Source organism: Fibrella aquatica (genome assembly GCF_041321135.1).
Lineage (GTDB): Bacteria > Bacteroidota > Bacteroidia > Cytophagales > Spirosomataceae > Fibrella > Fibrella aquatica.
Genome location: NZ_JBGGWF010000014.1, coordinates 134,508 through 148,662 on the forward strand (window position 1 = coordinate 134,508; position 14,155 = coordinate 148,662).

The 14,155-nt window shown below is 52.7% G+C and carries 12 protein-coding genes; 11 read left to right on the top strand and 1 reads right to left on the bottom strand.

Annotated elements, in window-relative coordinates; genetic code table 11:
* Positions 1-102 precede the first annotated feature (102 nt).
* Positions 103-1,485, bottom strand: coding sequence for a BatD family protein (locus ACAW87_RS23020; RefSeq protein WP_370726005.1), 1,383 nt, complete (start codon positions 1,483-1,485; stop codon positions 103-105).
* A 228-nt stretch (positions 1,486-1,713) separates the two neighbouring features.
* Between ACAW87_RS23020 and ACAW87_RS23025 the strand changes: the two genes are divergently transcribed.
* The 11 genes from ACAW87_RS23025 to aspS all read left to right on the top strand — a co-directional run bounded on the left by ACAW87_RS23025 (position 1,714) and on the right by aspS (position 14,082).
* On the top strand, positions 1,714-1,932 hold the full coding sequence (locus ACAW87_RS23025; RefSeq protein WP_207329826.1) for a hypothetical protein: 219 nt from the start codon (positions 1,714-1,716) through the stop codon (positions 1,930-1,932).
* A 301-nt stretch (positions 1,933-2,233) separates the two neighbouring features.
* Positions 2,234-5,641 carry a preprotein translocase subunit SecA gene (gene secA, locus ACAW87_RS23030; protein WP_370726006.1) on the top strand — a complete coding sequence of 1,136 codons (3,408 nt, stop codon included), beginning with the start codon at positions 2,234-2,236 and terminating at the stop codon, positions 5,639-5,641.
* Between the two features lie 292 nt (positions 5,642-5,933).
* Positions 5,934-6,260 (top strand): ArsR/SmtB family transcription factor, encoded by a 327-nt coding sequence (locus tag ACAW87_RS23035; protein ID WP_370726007.1) that lies wholly within the window; start codon positions 5,934-5,936, stop codon positions 6,258-6,260.
* Between the two features lie 44 nt (positions 6,261-6,304).
* The gene (locus ACAW87_RS23040; protein WP_370726008.1) at positions 6,305-7,216 is read left to right on the top strand and encodes an arsenite methyltransferase; all 912 of its coding nucleotides are present in this window, start codon (positions 6,305-6,307) and stop codon (positions 7,214-7,216) included.
* Positions 7,217-7,227: 11 nt separating this feature from the next.
* Positions 7,228-7,677, top strand: coding sequence for an arsenic resistance N-acetyltransferase ArsN2 (gene arsN2, locus ACAW87_RS23045; protein ID WP_370726009.1), 450 nt, complete (start codon positions 7,228-7,230; stop codon positions 7,675-7,677).
* Positions 7,678-7,730: 53 nt separating this feature from the next.
* The gene (locus tag ACAW87_RS23050) at positions 7,731-8,150 is read left to right on the top strand and encodes an arsenate reductase ArsC (RefSeq protein WP_370726010.1); all 420 of its coding nucleotides are present in this window, start codon (positions 7,731-7,733) and stop codon (positions 8,148-8,150) included.
* The gene (gene arsB, locus ACAW87_RS23055) at positions 8,150-9,229 is read left to right on the top strand and encodes an ACR3 family arsenite efflux transporter (protein ID WP_370726011.1); all 1,080 of its coding nucleotides are present in this window, start codon (positions 8,150-8,152) and stop codon (positions 9,227-9,229) included. The genes ACAW87_RS23050 and arsB overlap by 1 nt, the downstream gene beginning before the upstream one ends.
* A gap of 35 nt (positions 9,230-9,264) precedes the next feature.
* Positions 9,265-9,768 carry a peptide deformylase gene (locus ACAW87_RS23060; protein ID WP_370726012.1) on the top strand — a complete coding sequence of 168 codons (504 nt, stop codon included), beginning with the start codon at positions 9,265-9,267 and terminating at the stop codon, positions 9,766-9,768.
* Between the two features lie 137 nt (positions 9,769-9,905).
* Positions 9,906-10,508 carry a NifU family protein gene (locus tag ACAW87_RS23065; RefSeq protein ID WP_370726013.1) on the top strand — a complete coding sequence of 201 codons (603 nt, stop codon included), beginning with the start codon at positions 9,906-9,908 and terminating at the stop codon, positions 10,506-10,508.
* 218 nt (positions 10,509-10,726) lie between these two features.
* On the top strand, positions 10,727-12,175 hold the full coding sequence (locus tag ACAW87_RS23070; RefSeq protein ID WP_370726014.1) for a DUF5723 family protein: 1,449 nt from the start codon (positions 10,727-10,729) through the stop codon (positions 12,173-12,175).
* A 155-nt stretch (positions 12,176-12,330) separates the two neighbouring features.
* A complete protein-coding gene (aspS, locus tag ACAW87_RS23075) occupies positions 12,331-14,082 on the top strand; it encodes an aspartate--tRNA ligase (protein ID WP_370726015.1) in 1,752 nt (583 codons plus the stop codon).
* Positions 14,083-14,155 lie beyond the last annotated feature (73 nt).

Here is a 14,155-nt window from a genome sequence, read left to right on the forward strand (position 1 = left end):
TTGAGAGATTAGAAGTAAGAGACAAGAAGCAAGAGTTGCTGACGCGAATTACACTAGCCTCAGCAACTCTTGCTTCTTGTCTCTTACTTCTAATCTCTTTTTTTATTTTCTAGCAAAAACAAACAACGTACCCAGAATCATCAGGATGATCAGGACGTTGGCGGCGGCCCGAACCAGTACGGGCCAGTTAATGAACTGTTCGGTGCTGTCGGTTTGCTCCAGACCCGCATAAATCGATGGACGACCGGCGCCATCGAGCGTATCGGAAGGAACAATGCCTTGCGCCAGGCCGTCGGATGGTTCCCCAACGTGAAGTATCGTTTGGGGGCGTAATGTATCGTACCGGCCTGATTGGGGGTCGAAGTAAACCCAGAAAAACCGTTCGGCCAACGCCAGATCGCCTTTTTGCTTCGGAATCAGGAAATAGCGAAATGTTTTATAGCCGCTGACCTGCTCATCAGAGCGGCCAATCTGCTCCTGTATCTGTGGTGGAAAAATGTCGACGTCGGTGTTCGAGCCATCTGCCTGAGGTGGTTGAATACCGGCAATATTTCCCCGCCCTTCAATCCGCAGATCGTAGCGAACCGATTGGCCGATCATGACCCGGTTCTGATCCACCTCGGCAACGAGCCGAAACTTACCTACCGATACAGGCCCTTGCGCTGATACCGTTGTTTGCTGCGGAAGCGGACGTACCTGGATGGTAACCGGTTGGCTGACAAACGTAGCCTGTTCTGCTTTTCGCATTGCCGGGTTTGCCCGAGGCGTTGATGTGCTGGCGGAGGCTGGAAGAGCCGGGGCCGGTGGCACCGATTGGCGGGTAACAACGAGCGATAGGGCAGGTAGCGTAATCTGCCGTGCCGCGCCGGTACGGGTAGCCAACGGGAAAAAAGTTGATTGGTAGATGCGGTATTCAAAATATTTCCGCCCGTTCAGTACAACAGGTTTGGTGACGAGCTCGGAAATATTATCGCTTTCCTCCCATGCGTTTACAGGCCTTAGTTGCCGAACCATGGCTGCTACCTGCCGCTCCAACTGGTCGAATTTGAGTTCGTACGGGTAATTTTCAGCGACGAAAAAAGATAACCGTATTTGTAGTCCTTCGCCCGTGTATACGGTTAACTGATTGACTGATGTTTGCAAAAAAGCCGCCATTTTATCCGTTTTCAGGCGTGCTAAGGCAGCGGCGGCGGCGGCCTCGGCTGGTGAGATAACGGCTCGAACGGTTAGCGTTACACCCGGCGATCGCACCGTTTGACCGTTGACCGTTAGTGTAAAGGGGGGGACTCTGATGGTGCCGGAGCGAGTGGCCAGGTACGTTTGTACAATAAGTTGCCCGGTTACCTCCTGCCCATCTTGTTCAGCTCGGGTTGTGCTGAAAGCAATGCCCTGTTTCACCAAGCCCGGTATATCCGGAAAGCTGATGCTCGGGCGATTTTCACTGTCGCGAACAAGTAACGAAATGGTAAACGGCCGTTCAATCAAAAAATCTGTTGAGCTGTAATCAATAACTAGTGGATTATCAACAGATTGACAAAAAGCGGGGCCGCCTTCATAGAAATATAATACAAGGAATACTACAAATACTGCAAGTCTCATGTAAATTTGTTGGCAACATTTAGGTAAGGCGCCCGTTACAATGATAGTGAGTATACCTGATTCAGCACCATAATTCCTCTACCTTACTTTTAACCAATAAACAACGAATGCAGTATGGCTTCCATGCTTGAATACGTTAAAATGATTCTGCAAAAGGTCAGTTTTGACCGTCAGTTGTTCGAAAAAGAATTGAAAAAGGCCCTCCATACGCTGGTGGGCGACGAAGTGAAACAGCTTAAGGCCTGGTGCTACGCTCAATTTGGCCGTATGTATCGTGTTGTGCTGAATCGCTGCTTCTCGCGGTACCGCTTTGGCCGAACCGGTCTGGCCTAACCCCTCCGTAGTCGTAATCAGCAAAGCCTTCTCATTCATGAGAAGGCTTTTTTTTGCCTGACAATCTGTCGTGTAAGTCAGGTTTGGGCTAGTTTTTGAATGTGCGTGGGGCGTGGCGCTTAGGGCGTGGGGTGGCTTCGCGTGAGCATTACCCCCTGCCCTAAGCGCCACGCCCCACGCCCCTCGTAACTATTCCCTTAGAACTACGGGCATTATCCGTTAATTTTGTAGAAAAGCAAACACGAGTTGGTAACGTTGCCTTTTTCATTGGCAGCGAGTTGAACCGGCCTTATCATACCCAATGAGTAATTTCATCACCAAGAGTATAGCCAAGATATTTGGCACCAAGTCGCAGAAAGATCTGAAAGAGCTGCTTCCTTATGTAGAGCAGATCAACGCTGAGTTTGCGCGACTGAAAGACATTAGCAATGACGAACTGCGTGCAGTATCGGCTCAGCTACGTACGCACATCGCTGATGAACTGAAAGGAATCGACGAGCAGATCGAAGGCTTACGCCAGCAGGTTGCCAACGACCTGGATATGGACGTAGACCACAAGCAGACGATTTTCACCCAAGTCGATCAGCTTGAGAAGGAACGCAACAAAGAACTGGAGCGCGTTCTGCTGGCGGTTTTGCCGCAGGCGTTTGCTGTGGTGAAAGAAACTGCCCGTCGGTTTGCGCAAAACGAAGAACTCGAAGTGTCGCTCACCGAGTTCGACATCGAGATTGCCCGTTTCCGCAAGAACGTGCGCATCGAAGGCGACAAGGCTTACTGGGCCAACACCTGGGATGCCGCCGGCAATACCATCAAGTGGGACATGGTCCACTACGATGTGCAGCTGATTGGTGGCGTAGTGCTTCATACCGGTAAAATTGCCGAGATGGCCACCGGTGAAGGTAAAACACTGGTGTCAACTCTGCCCGCTTTCCTGAACGCGCTGAGCGGTCGGGGTGTGCACATTGTAACGGTCAACGATTATCTGGCCAAGCGTGACTCAGAGTGGAATGGTCCGCTCTTCCAGTTCCACGGTCTGCGCGTCGACTGTATCGACCGGCACCAACCGAACTCCGAGCAGCGCAAAGCTGCCTACGCCGCTGACATTACGTACGGTACCAACAACGAATTTGGCTTCGATTACCTCCGCGACAATATGGCCCGCACGCCCGACGAACTCGTGCAGCGGAAACACCACTACGCCATGGTCGATGAGGTTGACTCCGTGCTGATTGATGACGCCCGGACGCCCCTGATCATTTCTGGACCGGTGCCGCGCGGCGACGAGCAGGACTATGCTGAATTGAAGCCCCGCGTGTCGCGCGTGGTGGAAGCGCAACGTCGCCTGGTGAGCGACTTGTTGATTGAAGCGAAGAAAAAACTGACCGCCAATCCTGAAGATAAAGAAGGTGGCCTGGCCTTGTTCCGCGCGTTCCGTGGCTTGCCCAAACTGAAACCGCTGATCAAATACCTCAGCGAAAATGGTGTTCGGCAGACGCTACAGAAAACCGAGTCGATCTATCTGGCCGAGAATCAGAAGTTGATGCCCGAAGCCGATTCGCCGCTGTACTTCACCATCGACGAGCGCAACAACAGCATTGACCTCACCGAAAAAGGCATCGACTTCATCACCGGATCGGGCGAAGACCCAAGCTTCTTCATCCTGCCCGATCTGTCGGTTGACCTAAACGCGATTGACAGACACAGCGATTTTACCGAGCAGGAAAAAATTCTTCACAAAGAAGGACTTATCCGTGATTACTCGGTGAAAACGCAGCGGATCAACACCGTGAATCAGTTGCTGAAAGCGTATTGTCTCTTCGAGAAAGATGTGGAATACATCATTCAGGAAGGCAAAGTAAAAATTGTGGATGAGCAGACGGGCCGGATCATGGAAGGTCGCCGTTGGTCAGACGGATTGCACCAGGCGGTGGAAGCGAAAGAAGGCGTAAAAGTAGAAGATGCCACGCAGACCTACGCGACGGTAACGCTCCAGAACTACTTCCGGATGTACCACAAGCTGTGTGGTATGACCGGTACGGCCGAAACAGAAGCCTCTGAATTCTGGCAGATTTACAAACTCGACGTGGTGGCCATTCCGACCAACCGCGCCATTAGCCGGAAAGACGAAGAAGATAAGGTGTACCGCTCGGTGCGCGAAAAATACAACGCCGTTGTCGACGAGATCGTAGAACTGGTGGCCAAAGGTCGTCCGGTACTGGTGGGTACAACGTCGGTAGAAAATTCGGAATTGTTGAGCCGCCTGCTGACGCTTCGCAAGATTCAGCATCAGGTCTTGAACGCTAAATACCACCAGCGCGAGGCCGAAATCGTGTCGGTAGCGGGTCAGCCCGGTACGGTGACGATTGCTACCAACATGGCTGGTCGTGGTACGGATATCAAACTAAATGCCGAATCGAAAGCGGCGGGTGGTCTGGCCATTATCGGTACTGAACGTCACGAATCGCGGCGGGTCGACCGGCAGTTACGCGGTCGGGCGGGTCGTCAGGGTGACCCGGGTACGTCGCAATTCTTTGTGTCGCTGGAAGATAGCCTGATGCGGTTGTTCGGATCAGAGCGGATCGCCAAGCTGATGGACCGGATGGGTCTGGAGGAGGGTGAAGTTATTCAGCACTCGATGATCACCAACTCGATCGAACGGGCGCAGAAGAAAGTCGAAGAAAACAACTTCGGCGTTCGGAAGCGGTTGCTCGAATATGATGACGTGATGAACTACCAGCGTACCGCCATCTACGATCGTCGCCGCAACGCCTTGTTCGGCGAACGCCTCCCGCTCGATATCGCCAACACGATGTATGACGTGGTTGAAGAGATTGTTGGTAACGCCGAAGGCGATTTTGATGTGGTGAAACTGCAATTGCTGACTGCCCTGAGCCTCGATACGAAAATGACCGACGCCGAATTTGCGCGGTTGAAAAATGCCGACCGCATTCAGCGTTTCTACGCCGAAGCTGAAGCCAGTTACCAAGCCAAAAACCACGCCATTGCCGACAAAGTAACGCCGGTACTGACGCAGGTACAGGAGCAGCAGGGCCAATTTATTCGCAACATTGTGGTGCCGTTTACCGATGGTCTCCACGAAATGCAGGTAGTGGCCGAATTGGCCAAGTCGGTTGAAACGGGTGGCCGTGAGGTGATCACCGAAATGGAAAAATCGGTGGTGCTGTCATTGATCGATCAGGAGTGGAAAGAGCACCTTCGCGAGATGGACGATCTGAAGCAGTCGGTGCAGAACGCCGTATTCGAGCAGAAAGACCCCTTGCTGGTCTATAAGTTCGAGTCGATCGAGTTGTTCAAGCGGTTCCTGAACAAAGTAAACTTCGATACCATTAGCTTCCTGACCAAAGCCGACATTCCGGCTCAGGATGAGCAGGAAGTGCAGCAGGAGATTCAGTCGGCACCGGCGGAGCGCCGCCCCGAGCCAATGCCCGAACTGCACACCAACATGGAAGACTTCGACGACGAGCATCTGGCCAGTGGTCCTGAAGAGTACGCTCGTCGGATGGCACAGAACAACGCGATGGGAGCCGGTGCCCCGCCGATGCCGAAGCAGCAGCCGATCCGCAATTCAAAGATTGACCGCAATGCCCGCGTGAATGTTCAGTACGGTGACGGTACGATCAAGAAAGATGTGAAATTCAAAAGCGTTGAAAACGACGTGATGAGTGGCAAGGCCATGATTATTGATTAGGAGAACCTACAAACCTATAAGGTCTTTTCGAGACCTTGTAGGTTTAAGCACAGAACGCCCCAAAGTAGCTCGCGCCAACCGCGCCAGCTGCTTCGGGGCGTTCTGCGTTAAATCAGTTGTCAATTTACACTACAGGCAAGCGAGTGCGCGGAGGGTAATCAAACGGGGTTGAGCCGTTTCAAACGCATGCTACGCCCTGGAAGGGCGTAGCATGCGTTCTTCGTAGCAACCAACCGATTTATTAATTCAATCGTAATATTGCGATTGATAAGATCACTTGTACCTTTGTGTCATGGGCGCTACGAAAACGGAAGTATTCACGGAGAAGCAAAACCGGATAGCCGATCTGGCGAAGGCGTTTGCGCATCCGGCGCGGGTAGCCATTTTGCAACACCTCGCCAAAACGCAGTCGTGCGTATGCGGTGACCTGGTTGATGTGCTTCCCTTGTCACAGGCTACTGTGTCGCAGCATCTAAAAGAGCTGAGTCGAATTGGCATTATCAAGGGCAGCGTAAATCCACCGAGGGTTTGTTACTGCATCAACGAATTGGTTTGGGCGGAAGCAGAAGTTGCTTTCGGGGAATTGCTGACTCAGTTCAAGGTGAAAAGTTGCTGTTAAATTTTTTACCCATATTCATCGTAATAATACAATCAATAAAAGCTATGCAAACGGAAAATCAATTGAAAGAACTGGTGCGGGATACCTACACCACCGTAGCCGATCAGTCGCGTGAAATGAACGCAGCTTCCTGCTGCGGCGTAGGCGGGTGCTCACCACTCGATGATGCGGCCATCATGGCCGACGATTACACGCATCTGGCCGGGTACGTTCCCGATGCCGATCTGGGTTTAGGCTGTGGATTACCCACGCAATTCGCGCAAATCAAACCCGGTGATACGGTTATCGACCTCGGCTCTGGCGCTGGTAACGACTGCTTTGTGGCCCGTCACGAAACCGGTCCGACGGGTAAGGTGATCGGTATCGATTTCACGCCCGCCATGATTGAGCGGGCCCGTCGCAACGCCGATACACTGGGCTTCAACAACGTAGAATTCCGGGCGGGCGATATTGAGCAAATGCCCGTTGCCGATAATGTTGCCGATGTGGTAGTGAGCAACTGTGTGCTGAATCTGGTGCCTAACAAAGCCAACGTGCTGGCCGAGATTGCCCGCGTGTTGAAGCCCGGCGGTCATTTCAGTATTTCCGACATTGTGTTGCAGGGCGATCTGCCCGGCGGTCTGCGTCAGGCGGCCGAGATGTATGCGGGTTGCGTATCCGGTGCCATTCAGCACGACGAGTACCTGCGGCTGATTCAGGAAGCAGGCTTCACGCAGATTACGATTCAGAAAAGCAAAACCATTCACCTACCCGACTCGATACTGGCCAACTACCTGTCGACCGATGACATCGCTACGTACCGGCAAGGCGGCGTGGGTATTGTCAGCGTGACGGTCTACGCCGAAAAGCCAGGTATGTCTACGCCAACTGAAGCGACGGCCAAATTGAAAATCAACCTGATTGATCTGACCAACTCATCAGCGCAAGCCTGCACACCGGGCGGCGGCTGTTGCTAATCAACGAACTGATGACCTACCGACGAGCCACCCCCGCCGACCGCCCCGCGCTGATCAATCTGCTGATACAGGCTGATTTGCTAACCGATGATTTGCCTGATGAGCTAGGTACGTTCACGCTTGCATTCGATCATGATACGCTGGCCGGTGCGGCGGGCGTAGAAGGTTTTGGTACCGTAGGACTGCTTCGCTCAGTAGCTGTTTCGTCCGTTTATCAGGCTCAACGAATTGGTCGTCAGTTGATTGATGCATCTGTGGAGTTGGCGGCTAATCAGGGTATTCAGGAATTGTATCTGATCACGACTACGGCCGATGGCTATTTCGACCGGTTAGGTTTCGAGCGAGTCGAGCGGGGTAAAGTACCTGAAGCGATTGCCAAAACGCGTCAATTCAGCGACCTATGCCCCGCCTCGTCGGTCGTGATGAAAAAGGAGGTAGTGCCGAAGCTCCAGCTTCGGTAGTTAGATTAGAAACTATTAATGACTACCGAAGCTGGAGCTTCGGCACTACACATATGAAACGAATCTTAGTACTTTGCACGGGTAACTCAACCCGCAGCCAGATGACGCATGGCTATCTGCAACACTTTGCCGGCGATAAAGCCGAAGTGCTCAGCGCTGGCGTTGAAACCCACGGCCTGAATCCCCGCGCCGTGAAAACAATGGCCGACGATGGCCTGGATATCAGCCACCATACCTCGAACCACGTTGACGAGTATGCGCACCTGGCGATCGATCATGTGATCACGGTTTGTGACAGCGCCGCCGAACGCTGCCCAATCTGGATCGGTAAGACCAACCGGTTGCACCATAATTTCGAAGATCCGTCGAAAGTTACCGGCCCCGACGAAGAAAGCGTCATGGCTAACTACGCCCGCATCCGCGATCAGATCAAAGCTTTTTCGCAGGAGTTTATCCGGAAAAATATCGGCTGATGAAAACCGATAATCTGTTGGCCGGTACCACGGTATCATCGCGCCCCAAACTTTCGTTTCTCGATCGCTGGCTGACGGCCTGGATTTTCGGGGCTATGGCGCTGGGCGTTTTGCTGAGTAACATTTTTCCGCAAATCGAGCAAACACTGAATCAGTATCAGTCTGGCACCACCAACATTCCGCTGGCTATTGGGCTGGTGCTGATGATGTACCCGCCGCTGGCTAAGGTGCGCTACGATCGGTTGGGCGAGGTGTTTCGGAATACGAAGATCCTGACTCTATCGCTGGTGCAAAACTGGCTGATTGGGCCTGTACTTATGTTTGGCCTCGCCGTGTTGCTGCTGCCCGACAAGCCCGATTACATGACCGGCCTCATCATGATCGGTATTGCCCGCTGCATTGCCATGGTCATTGTCTGGAACGATCTGGCCCTTGGCGATCGCGATTACGTGGCTGGCCTGGTAGCGTTCAACAGCGTATTTCAGGTGCTTTTTTACTCGATTTACGCCTATGTGTTCATCACAGTGCTACCGCCATTAGTTGGCCTGAAAGGCGCCATCGTCGATGTCAGCATCGCGCAGATTGCGGAAAGCGTGGCCATTTATCTGGGTTTACCATTTGCGGCGGGTATGCTGTCGCGGTTTGTTTTGGTGCGGGCCAAAGGGCTCAACTGGTACGAGAAAACATTTCTGCCCGCCATTAGCCCAATTACGCTAGTGGCGCTGCTGTTCACCATTGTGCTGATGTTCAGCTTGAAGGGCAAACTGATTGTGCAGATTCCGTTCGATGTACTGCGTATAGCGTTGCCGCTGGTGATCTACTTCATAGTTATGTTCTTCATGGCTTTTTACCTGGCCAAACGCGCAGGTGCCGATTACCCAAAAAGCACGTCGCTGGCCTTCACGGCGGCGGGTAACAACTTCGAGTTGGGTATCGCCGTAGCTATCGCTGTTTTCGGTATCAACTCAGGCGCTGCCTTCGCCGCCGTTGTGGGACCACTGATCGAAGTGCCCGTATTGATTCTCCTTGTCAATGTAGCGTTAAAGCAACGATCAACATTTCCAGCTTTTAAGGGGTAAAACCCGGTGAGATCTTACCCCCCGTAAAACCTTCTATGAAAACACTAGCCGATCTGTTACTTCTGGGCGACCCGCGCCTGTACGAAGTTTGTGAACCCGTTCGGGCTGATGAGCAGCCGCTGATAGCGGGCTGGGTTGCCGATTTGCACAACGTGATGCAGGAGGTGCGTACCCGCTACGGTTTCGGCCGGGCCATCGCTGCCCCACAACTCGGCATCATGAAACGGCTGATATACATGAATATCGAGCCTCCCGCCGGACGTGGCCCTGTAGTGTTTGTTAATCCCACGCTGACCAACCTGAGCAACGAACAGTTCGAGTTATGGGATGATTGCATGAGTTTTCCGAGTTTGCTGGTTCGCGTTAGTCGTCACAAATCGTTGACGGTCAATTACTTTGATGAGTACTTTACGCCTCAACAATGGCATATGAGCGATGATCTGTCGGAGTTGATTCAGCACGAATACGATCACCTCGACGGTGTTCTCTGCACCATGCGCGCAGTGGATGACAAGGCATTTCAATATCGAGTGCTTTGAAGTCAGTTTCAGGTTTCAGGTTTCAAGTGCGCTGCTTTTCACCAGTAGGGTAGGCAAGCAGCGCACTTGAAACCTGAAACTTGAAACCTGAAACTGACTTCACGCGTTAAAGATCAAAACGTTTAAACGTACCTGATATGCAAGCTGCCCTGCGTCCGCCGGTGTCTATATATACGGAGCAAAGTCCGAATCCCAACTCGATGAAGTTCGTACTCAACCGCGAACTTGTTCCCGATGGCCTTTCATTTGATTATGCCGAGCCGTCGGAAGCCCTGAAAGAAGGCAAAAATTCACCTCTTGCCGTCGCCCTATTTGGTATCGACGATGTACGTCGCGTGTTTATTGCGGGTAATTTCGTAACGCTTACCAAGAACGAAGATATCGATTGGGGTGAGATCATGTTTGAGGTGAAAGTCTTCCTGAAAGAGTACTTCGAGGCCGACAAACCCGTATTTGTAAAACGCACGATTGATCTGAACAGTACCCGTGTTGAGGCTGATTCAGAAACCGTTCAGCAGATCAAAGCTGCACTGGATCAATATGTTCGCCCGGCGGTAGAGTCTGATGGTGGCGCGATTAATTTCCACGCTTTTGACGAAGAAACCGGTACCGTGAAAGTACTCTTACAGGGTTCATGCAGCGGTTGCCCCTCGTCGACCCTGACTTTGAAAGCCGGTATCGAAAACTTGCTGACCCGCCTGGTCCCTGGTGTGAAAACCGTAGAAGCGGAGGGAGTGTAACAGTGGGTTTGTTGTTTGTGGTGTGTAGTTTGTTGTTGCGTTGCAAGTCAACAATTTTGTGCGTAGCAACGCAACAACAAACTACACACCACAAACAACAAACTAAAATTACCTGACTCGCCAATGCGCTTTAGACGCGTTGGCGTTTTTTATTTGTGCTTACTTAAACGTCTATAGGTCATTAGTGCGTTTCAGTAGTTGACTTAACAACATCACCATTGATTACCTACGCTCTATCATTCCGCTCCATCTGGCTTAGCTTATTGGGCCTACTTCCTCTGGCTTCCTCTGCCCAAAATTTGCTTGGTTTAACAACCAGCCCCAACGGCGGCATCCATCGGGCTTATCAAAATCCAGCCTGGCTGGCCGATTCACCGCATCGGTTCTATCTGAGTTTCGGGGCCGTAAATATCCATGCCAACAACAATTTCGTTCGGTACAAAGCACCATTCTCGCTCCTGCGGTTGGTGACCGGCCAAGTGCCCGACCAATACCGGCAGGCCAATGGCGGGGTCCAGTTTGAGGATAGTTACACCGAAGAGATTCAGAACGGAAAGCCTAAAAACGGTACCGTTTGGGGCGAATTTAGGGGGCCGGCCTTGCAAGTGGCGCTGGGCGAACGCACCGTTCTTGGCCTATCGTCGCGGTTGCGGGCGAGTGGGCAGGTTTGGGGTGCTTCAGAACAGCTCGTCTCGGCGTTGCGGGCTAGTTTGAGCAGCGATGTCTTCTATAGCATTCCAACGACGAACAACGCTTTTAGTACCAATACAAACACTTATGCCGAGGCGGCGGTAAGCCTGGGACATACGGTGTTTAATGAAGAAGGCCGGAGCCTGATGATCGGCGTAACGGCAAAATATCTGGTGGGATTTACGTCGGGATACTTTGTCAATGAGGGGCTTACCTACGAAATTTTGCCTGACCCGCTGGTGCAGAGCCGGGGTTATATGAACGTGAAAGAGTTGGTTGGTGAGTTTGGGTATACGACGTACCTGCAAAATGAAAATCTGTCGCTGCGTTCGTTGGTGAATGGCAATCCACCCGGCCGGGGCGTGGGTTTCGATTTGGGCGTAGCCTACCGGATGCAACCTGACCCCTACGGATCGACGCTAAAGATGGGGCTGGCCTTGATCGATATTGGTGCCGTCAAATACACCGGTGATGCCTATAAAATCAATAAGCAAAACTTGCGGTTCGTCAGCGAAGATTTCAATGAGGTGCGTAACAGCGAGCAGGTCATCAATGTGATCCGCGAAAAACTACAGGTCGATCCGTCTAATAATATCGGCTCGTTCAATAGTGGCTTACCTACCTCGCTGAACCTAAACCTGGACTATCAACGCCCGAACGGGATAGGCCTGCAATTAGCCTATTGGCAGGATATGCGGGGTACCAGCGCCGTAGCCATGCACCAACCCTCTGTGTTGGCCGTTGTGCCCCGGTTCGATCGGCAGTGGGCGGGTGCTTCTCTCCCTATTTCATACGTTAACGGAACGGCGCAGGTGGGTCTTTCGCTCCGTGTCGGCCCATTTTGGGCTGGTTCCGACAATATTTTCGGGCTTCTGGGCACTAGTAAAAATGGCATTGCTCCCCGTGGTGTCGACATCTATCTTGGGTTCGCCATGGGCTTTGGCTCGCGGGAGGGTTACGATAATGACAACGACTAGCCAGTCGGGTTGGAGAACCCTGTCAATCTGCCTATTTTTGCCGAATTAAGAATCAAGAAGTAAGACGCAAGAAGTAAGAATGGCTCTGTAGTATGCCGTTTAGGTATTCCGCGAAGGCACTCTTGTTTCTTGCGTCTATTTTCTTAACTCTATTTATGCTAAGAACACATACCTGTGGCGAACTGCGTTCGTCGGATATTGATAAAACGGTTACCCTCAGTGGCTGGGTACAAACCATTCGGGATAAAGGCGGCGTGCTCTGGATCGATCTACGCGATCGGTACGGCATCACGCAGGTCATTCTGGAAGAGGGCGTCACCGATGCTGACCTGTTCAGAACAGCCCGCACTTTGGGCCGCGAATTTGTGGTTCAGGCAACGGGCGCGGTAACCGAACGGCAGTCGAAAAATCCGAACATTCCAACCGGCGATATCGAGGTACGTCCCACGGCACTGACGGTGCTGAACCCGGCTAAACTGCCGCCGTTCCTGATCGAAGACGATACCGACGGAGGCGATGATCTACGGCTGCGCTACCGGTATCTTGACTTACGTCGTAATCCCGTTCGCCGCAACCTGGAGCTGCGTCATCAGGTAGCCCGCCGTACCCGTGAATACATGGACGGTCAGGATTTCATCGAGGTGGAAACGCCGGTGCTGATCAAATCAACGCCTGAGGGAGCCCGCGACTTTGTGGTGCCGAGCCGCATGAATCCAGGCGAGTTCTATGCCTTGCCACAGTCGCCGCAGACGTTCAAGCAACTGCTGATGGTATCGGGTTTCGACCGGTACTACCAGATCGTGAAGTGTTTCCGCGACGAAGACCTGCGCGCTGATCGGCAGCCCGAGTTCACGCAGATCGACTGCGAAATGTCGTTTGTGGAGCAGGAAGACATCCTGAATATGTTCGAGGGTCTGACCCGTCACCTGTTTAAAACGGTGAAGAACATCGACCTGCCCGAAGTACCCCGCATGACCTATGCCGACGCCATGCGCCTGTACGGTTCCGACAAGCCCGATATCCGGTTCGATATGCGGTTTGTTGAACTCACCGAACAGGTACAGGGAAAAGGCTTCCCCGTATTCGATAGCGCCGAACTGGTCGTGGGTATCTGCGCTACCGGTGCGGCTACGTATACGCGCAAGCAGATGGACGAGCTGACCGAGTGGGTAAAACGCCCGCAAATTGGTGCTAAAGGCCTGATCTATGCCCGCGTGGGTGAAGACGGTACCGTAAAATCGTCGGTTGACAAGTTCTATTCAGACGATGAGCGAAAGGCTTGGGCGACTACGTTCAACGCCAAACCCGGTGATCTGCTGTTGATCATGGCGGGTGAAGCCAACAAGGCGCGTAAGCAGTTGAACGAACTGCGTCTGGAAATGGGTACCCGTCTGGGCCTGCGTAACCCCGACGATTATAAAGTGCTGTGGGTACTCGATTTCCCGCTGCTCGAATACGGTGAAGAAGAGGCCCGTTGGTTTGCCATGCACCATCCGTTCACGTCGCCCAAACCCGAAGATATTCCGCTCCTCGACACCGATCCGGGTGCCGTTCGGGCCAACGCGTATGACCTGGTCATCAATGGCACTGAAGTAGGCGGTGGATCAATCCGGATCTTCAACCGGGAGCTACAGGCGCGTATGTTCAGCCTGCTTGGCTTTTCGGATGAAGAAGCGAAAAATCAGTTTGGCTTTCTGATGGATGCGTTTGAGTTTGGTGCGCCGCCCCACGGTGGTATCGCCTTTGGTTTCGACCGGCTCTGCTCGCTCTTCGGTGGTGTCGACAGCATCCGTGACTTCATTGCTTTCCCGAAAAACAACGCCGGCCGCGACGTCATGATCGATTCACCATCCGTCATCTCGGATAAGCAACTCGACGAGTTGAAGATCAAGACAACGGTAGCGTAAGGGTTGTAAACGGCGTAGCCCCCCGCCCTAAAGGGAGCCCGCTGGCGCGTGAGCAGTAATCACGCGCCAGCGG

Bases quoted from the DNA above. Each gene is read 5' to 3' on its own strand.
- arsB (WP_370726011.1), top strand. From the start codon at position 8,150: ATGAAAACCGATAATCTGTTGGCCGGTACCACGGTATCATCGCGCCCC.
- secA (WP_370726006.1), top strand. From the start codon at position 2,234: ATGAGTAATTTCATCACCAAGAGTATAGCCAAGATATTTGGCACCAAG.
- ACAW87_RS23050 (WP_370726010.1), top strand. From the start codon at position 7,731: ATGAAACGAATCTTAGTACTTTGCACGGGTAACTCAACCCGCAGCCAG.
- ACAW87_RS23040 (WP_370726008.1), top strand. From the start codon at position 6,305: ATGCAAACGGAAAATCAATTGAAAGAACTGGTGCGGGATACCTACACC.
- ACAW87_RS23065 (WP_370726013.1), top strand. From the start codon at position 9,906: ATGCAAGCTGCCCTGCGTCCGCCGGTGTCTATATATACGGAGCAAAGT.
- ACAW87_RS23060 (WP_370726012.1), top strand. From the start codon at position 9,265: ATGAAAACACTAGCCGATCTGTTACTTCTGGGCGACCCGCGCCTGTAC.
- ACAW87_RS23035 (WP_370726007.1), top strand. From the start codon at position 5,934: ATGGGCGCTACGAAAACGGAAGTATTCACGGAGAAGCAAAACCGGATA.
- ACAW87_RS23025 (WP_207329826.1), top strand. From the start codon at position 1,714: ATGGCTTCCATGCTTGAATACGTTAAAATGATTCTGCAAAAGGTCAGT.
- arsN2 (WP_370726009.1), top strand. From the start codon at position 7,228: ATGACCTACCGACGAGCCACCCCCGCCGACCGCCCCGCGCTGATCAAT.
- aspS (WP_370726015.1), top strand. From the start codon at position 12,331: ATGCTAAGAACACATACCTGTGGCGAACTGCGTTCGTCGGATATTGAT.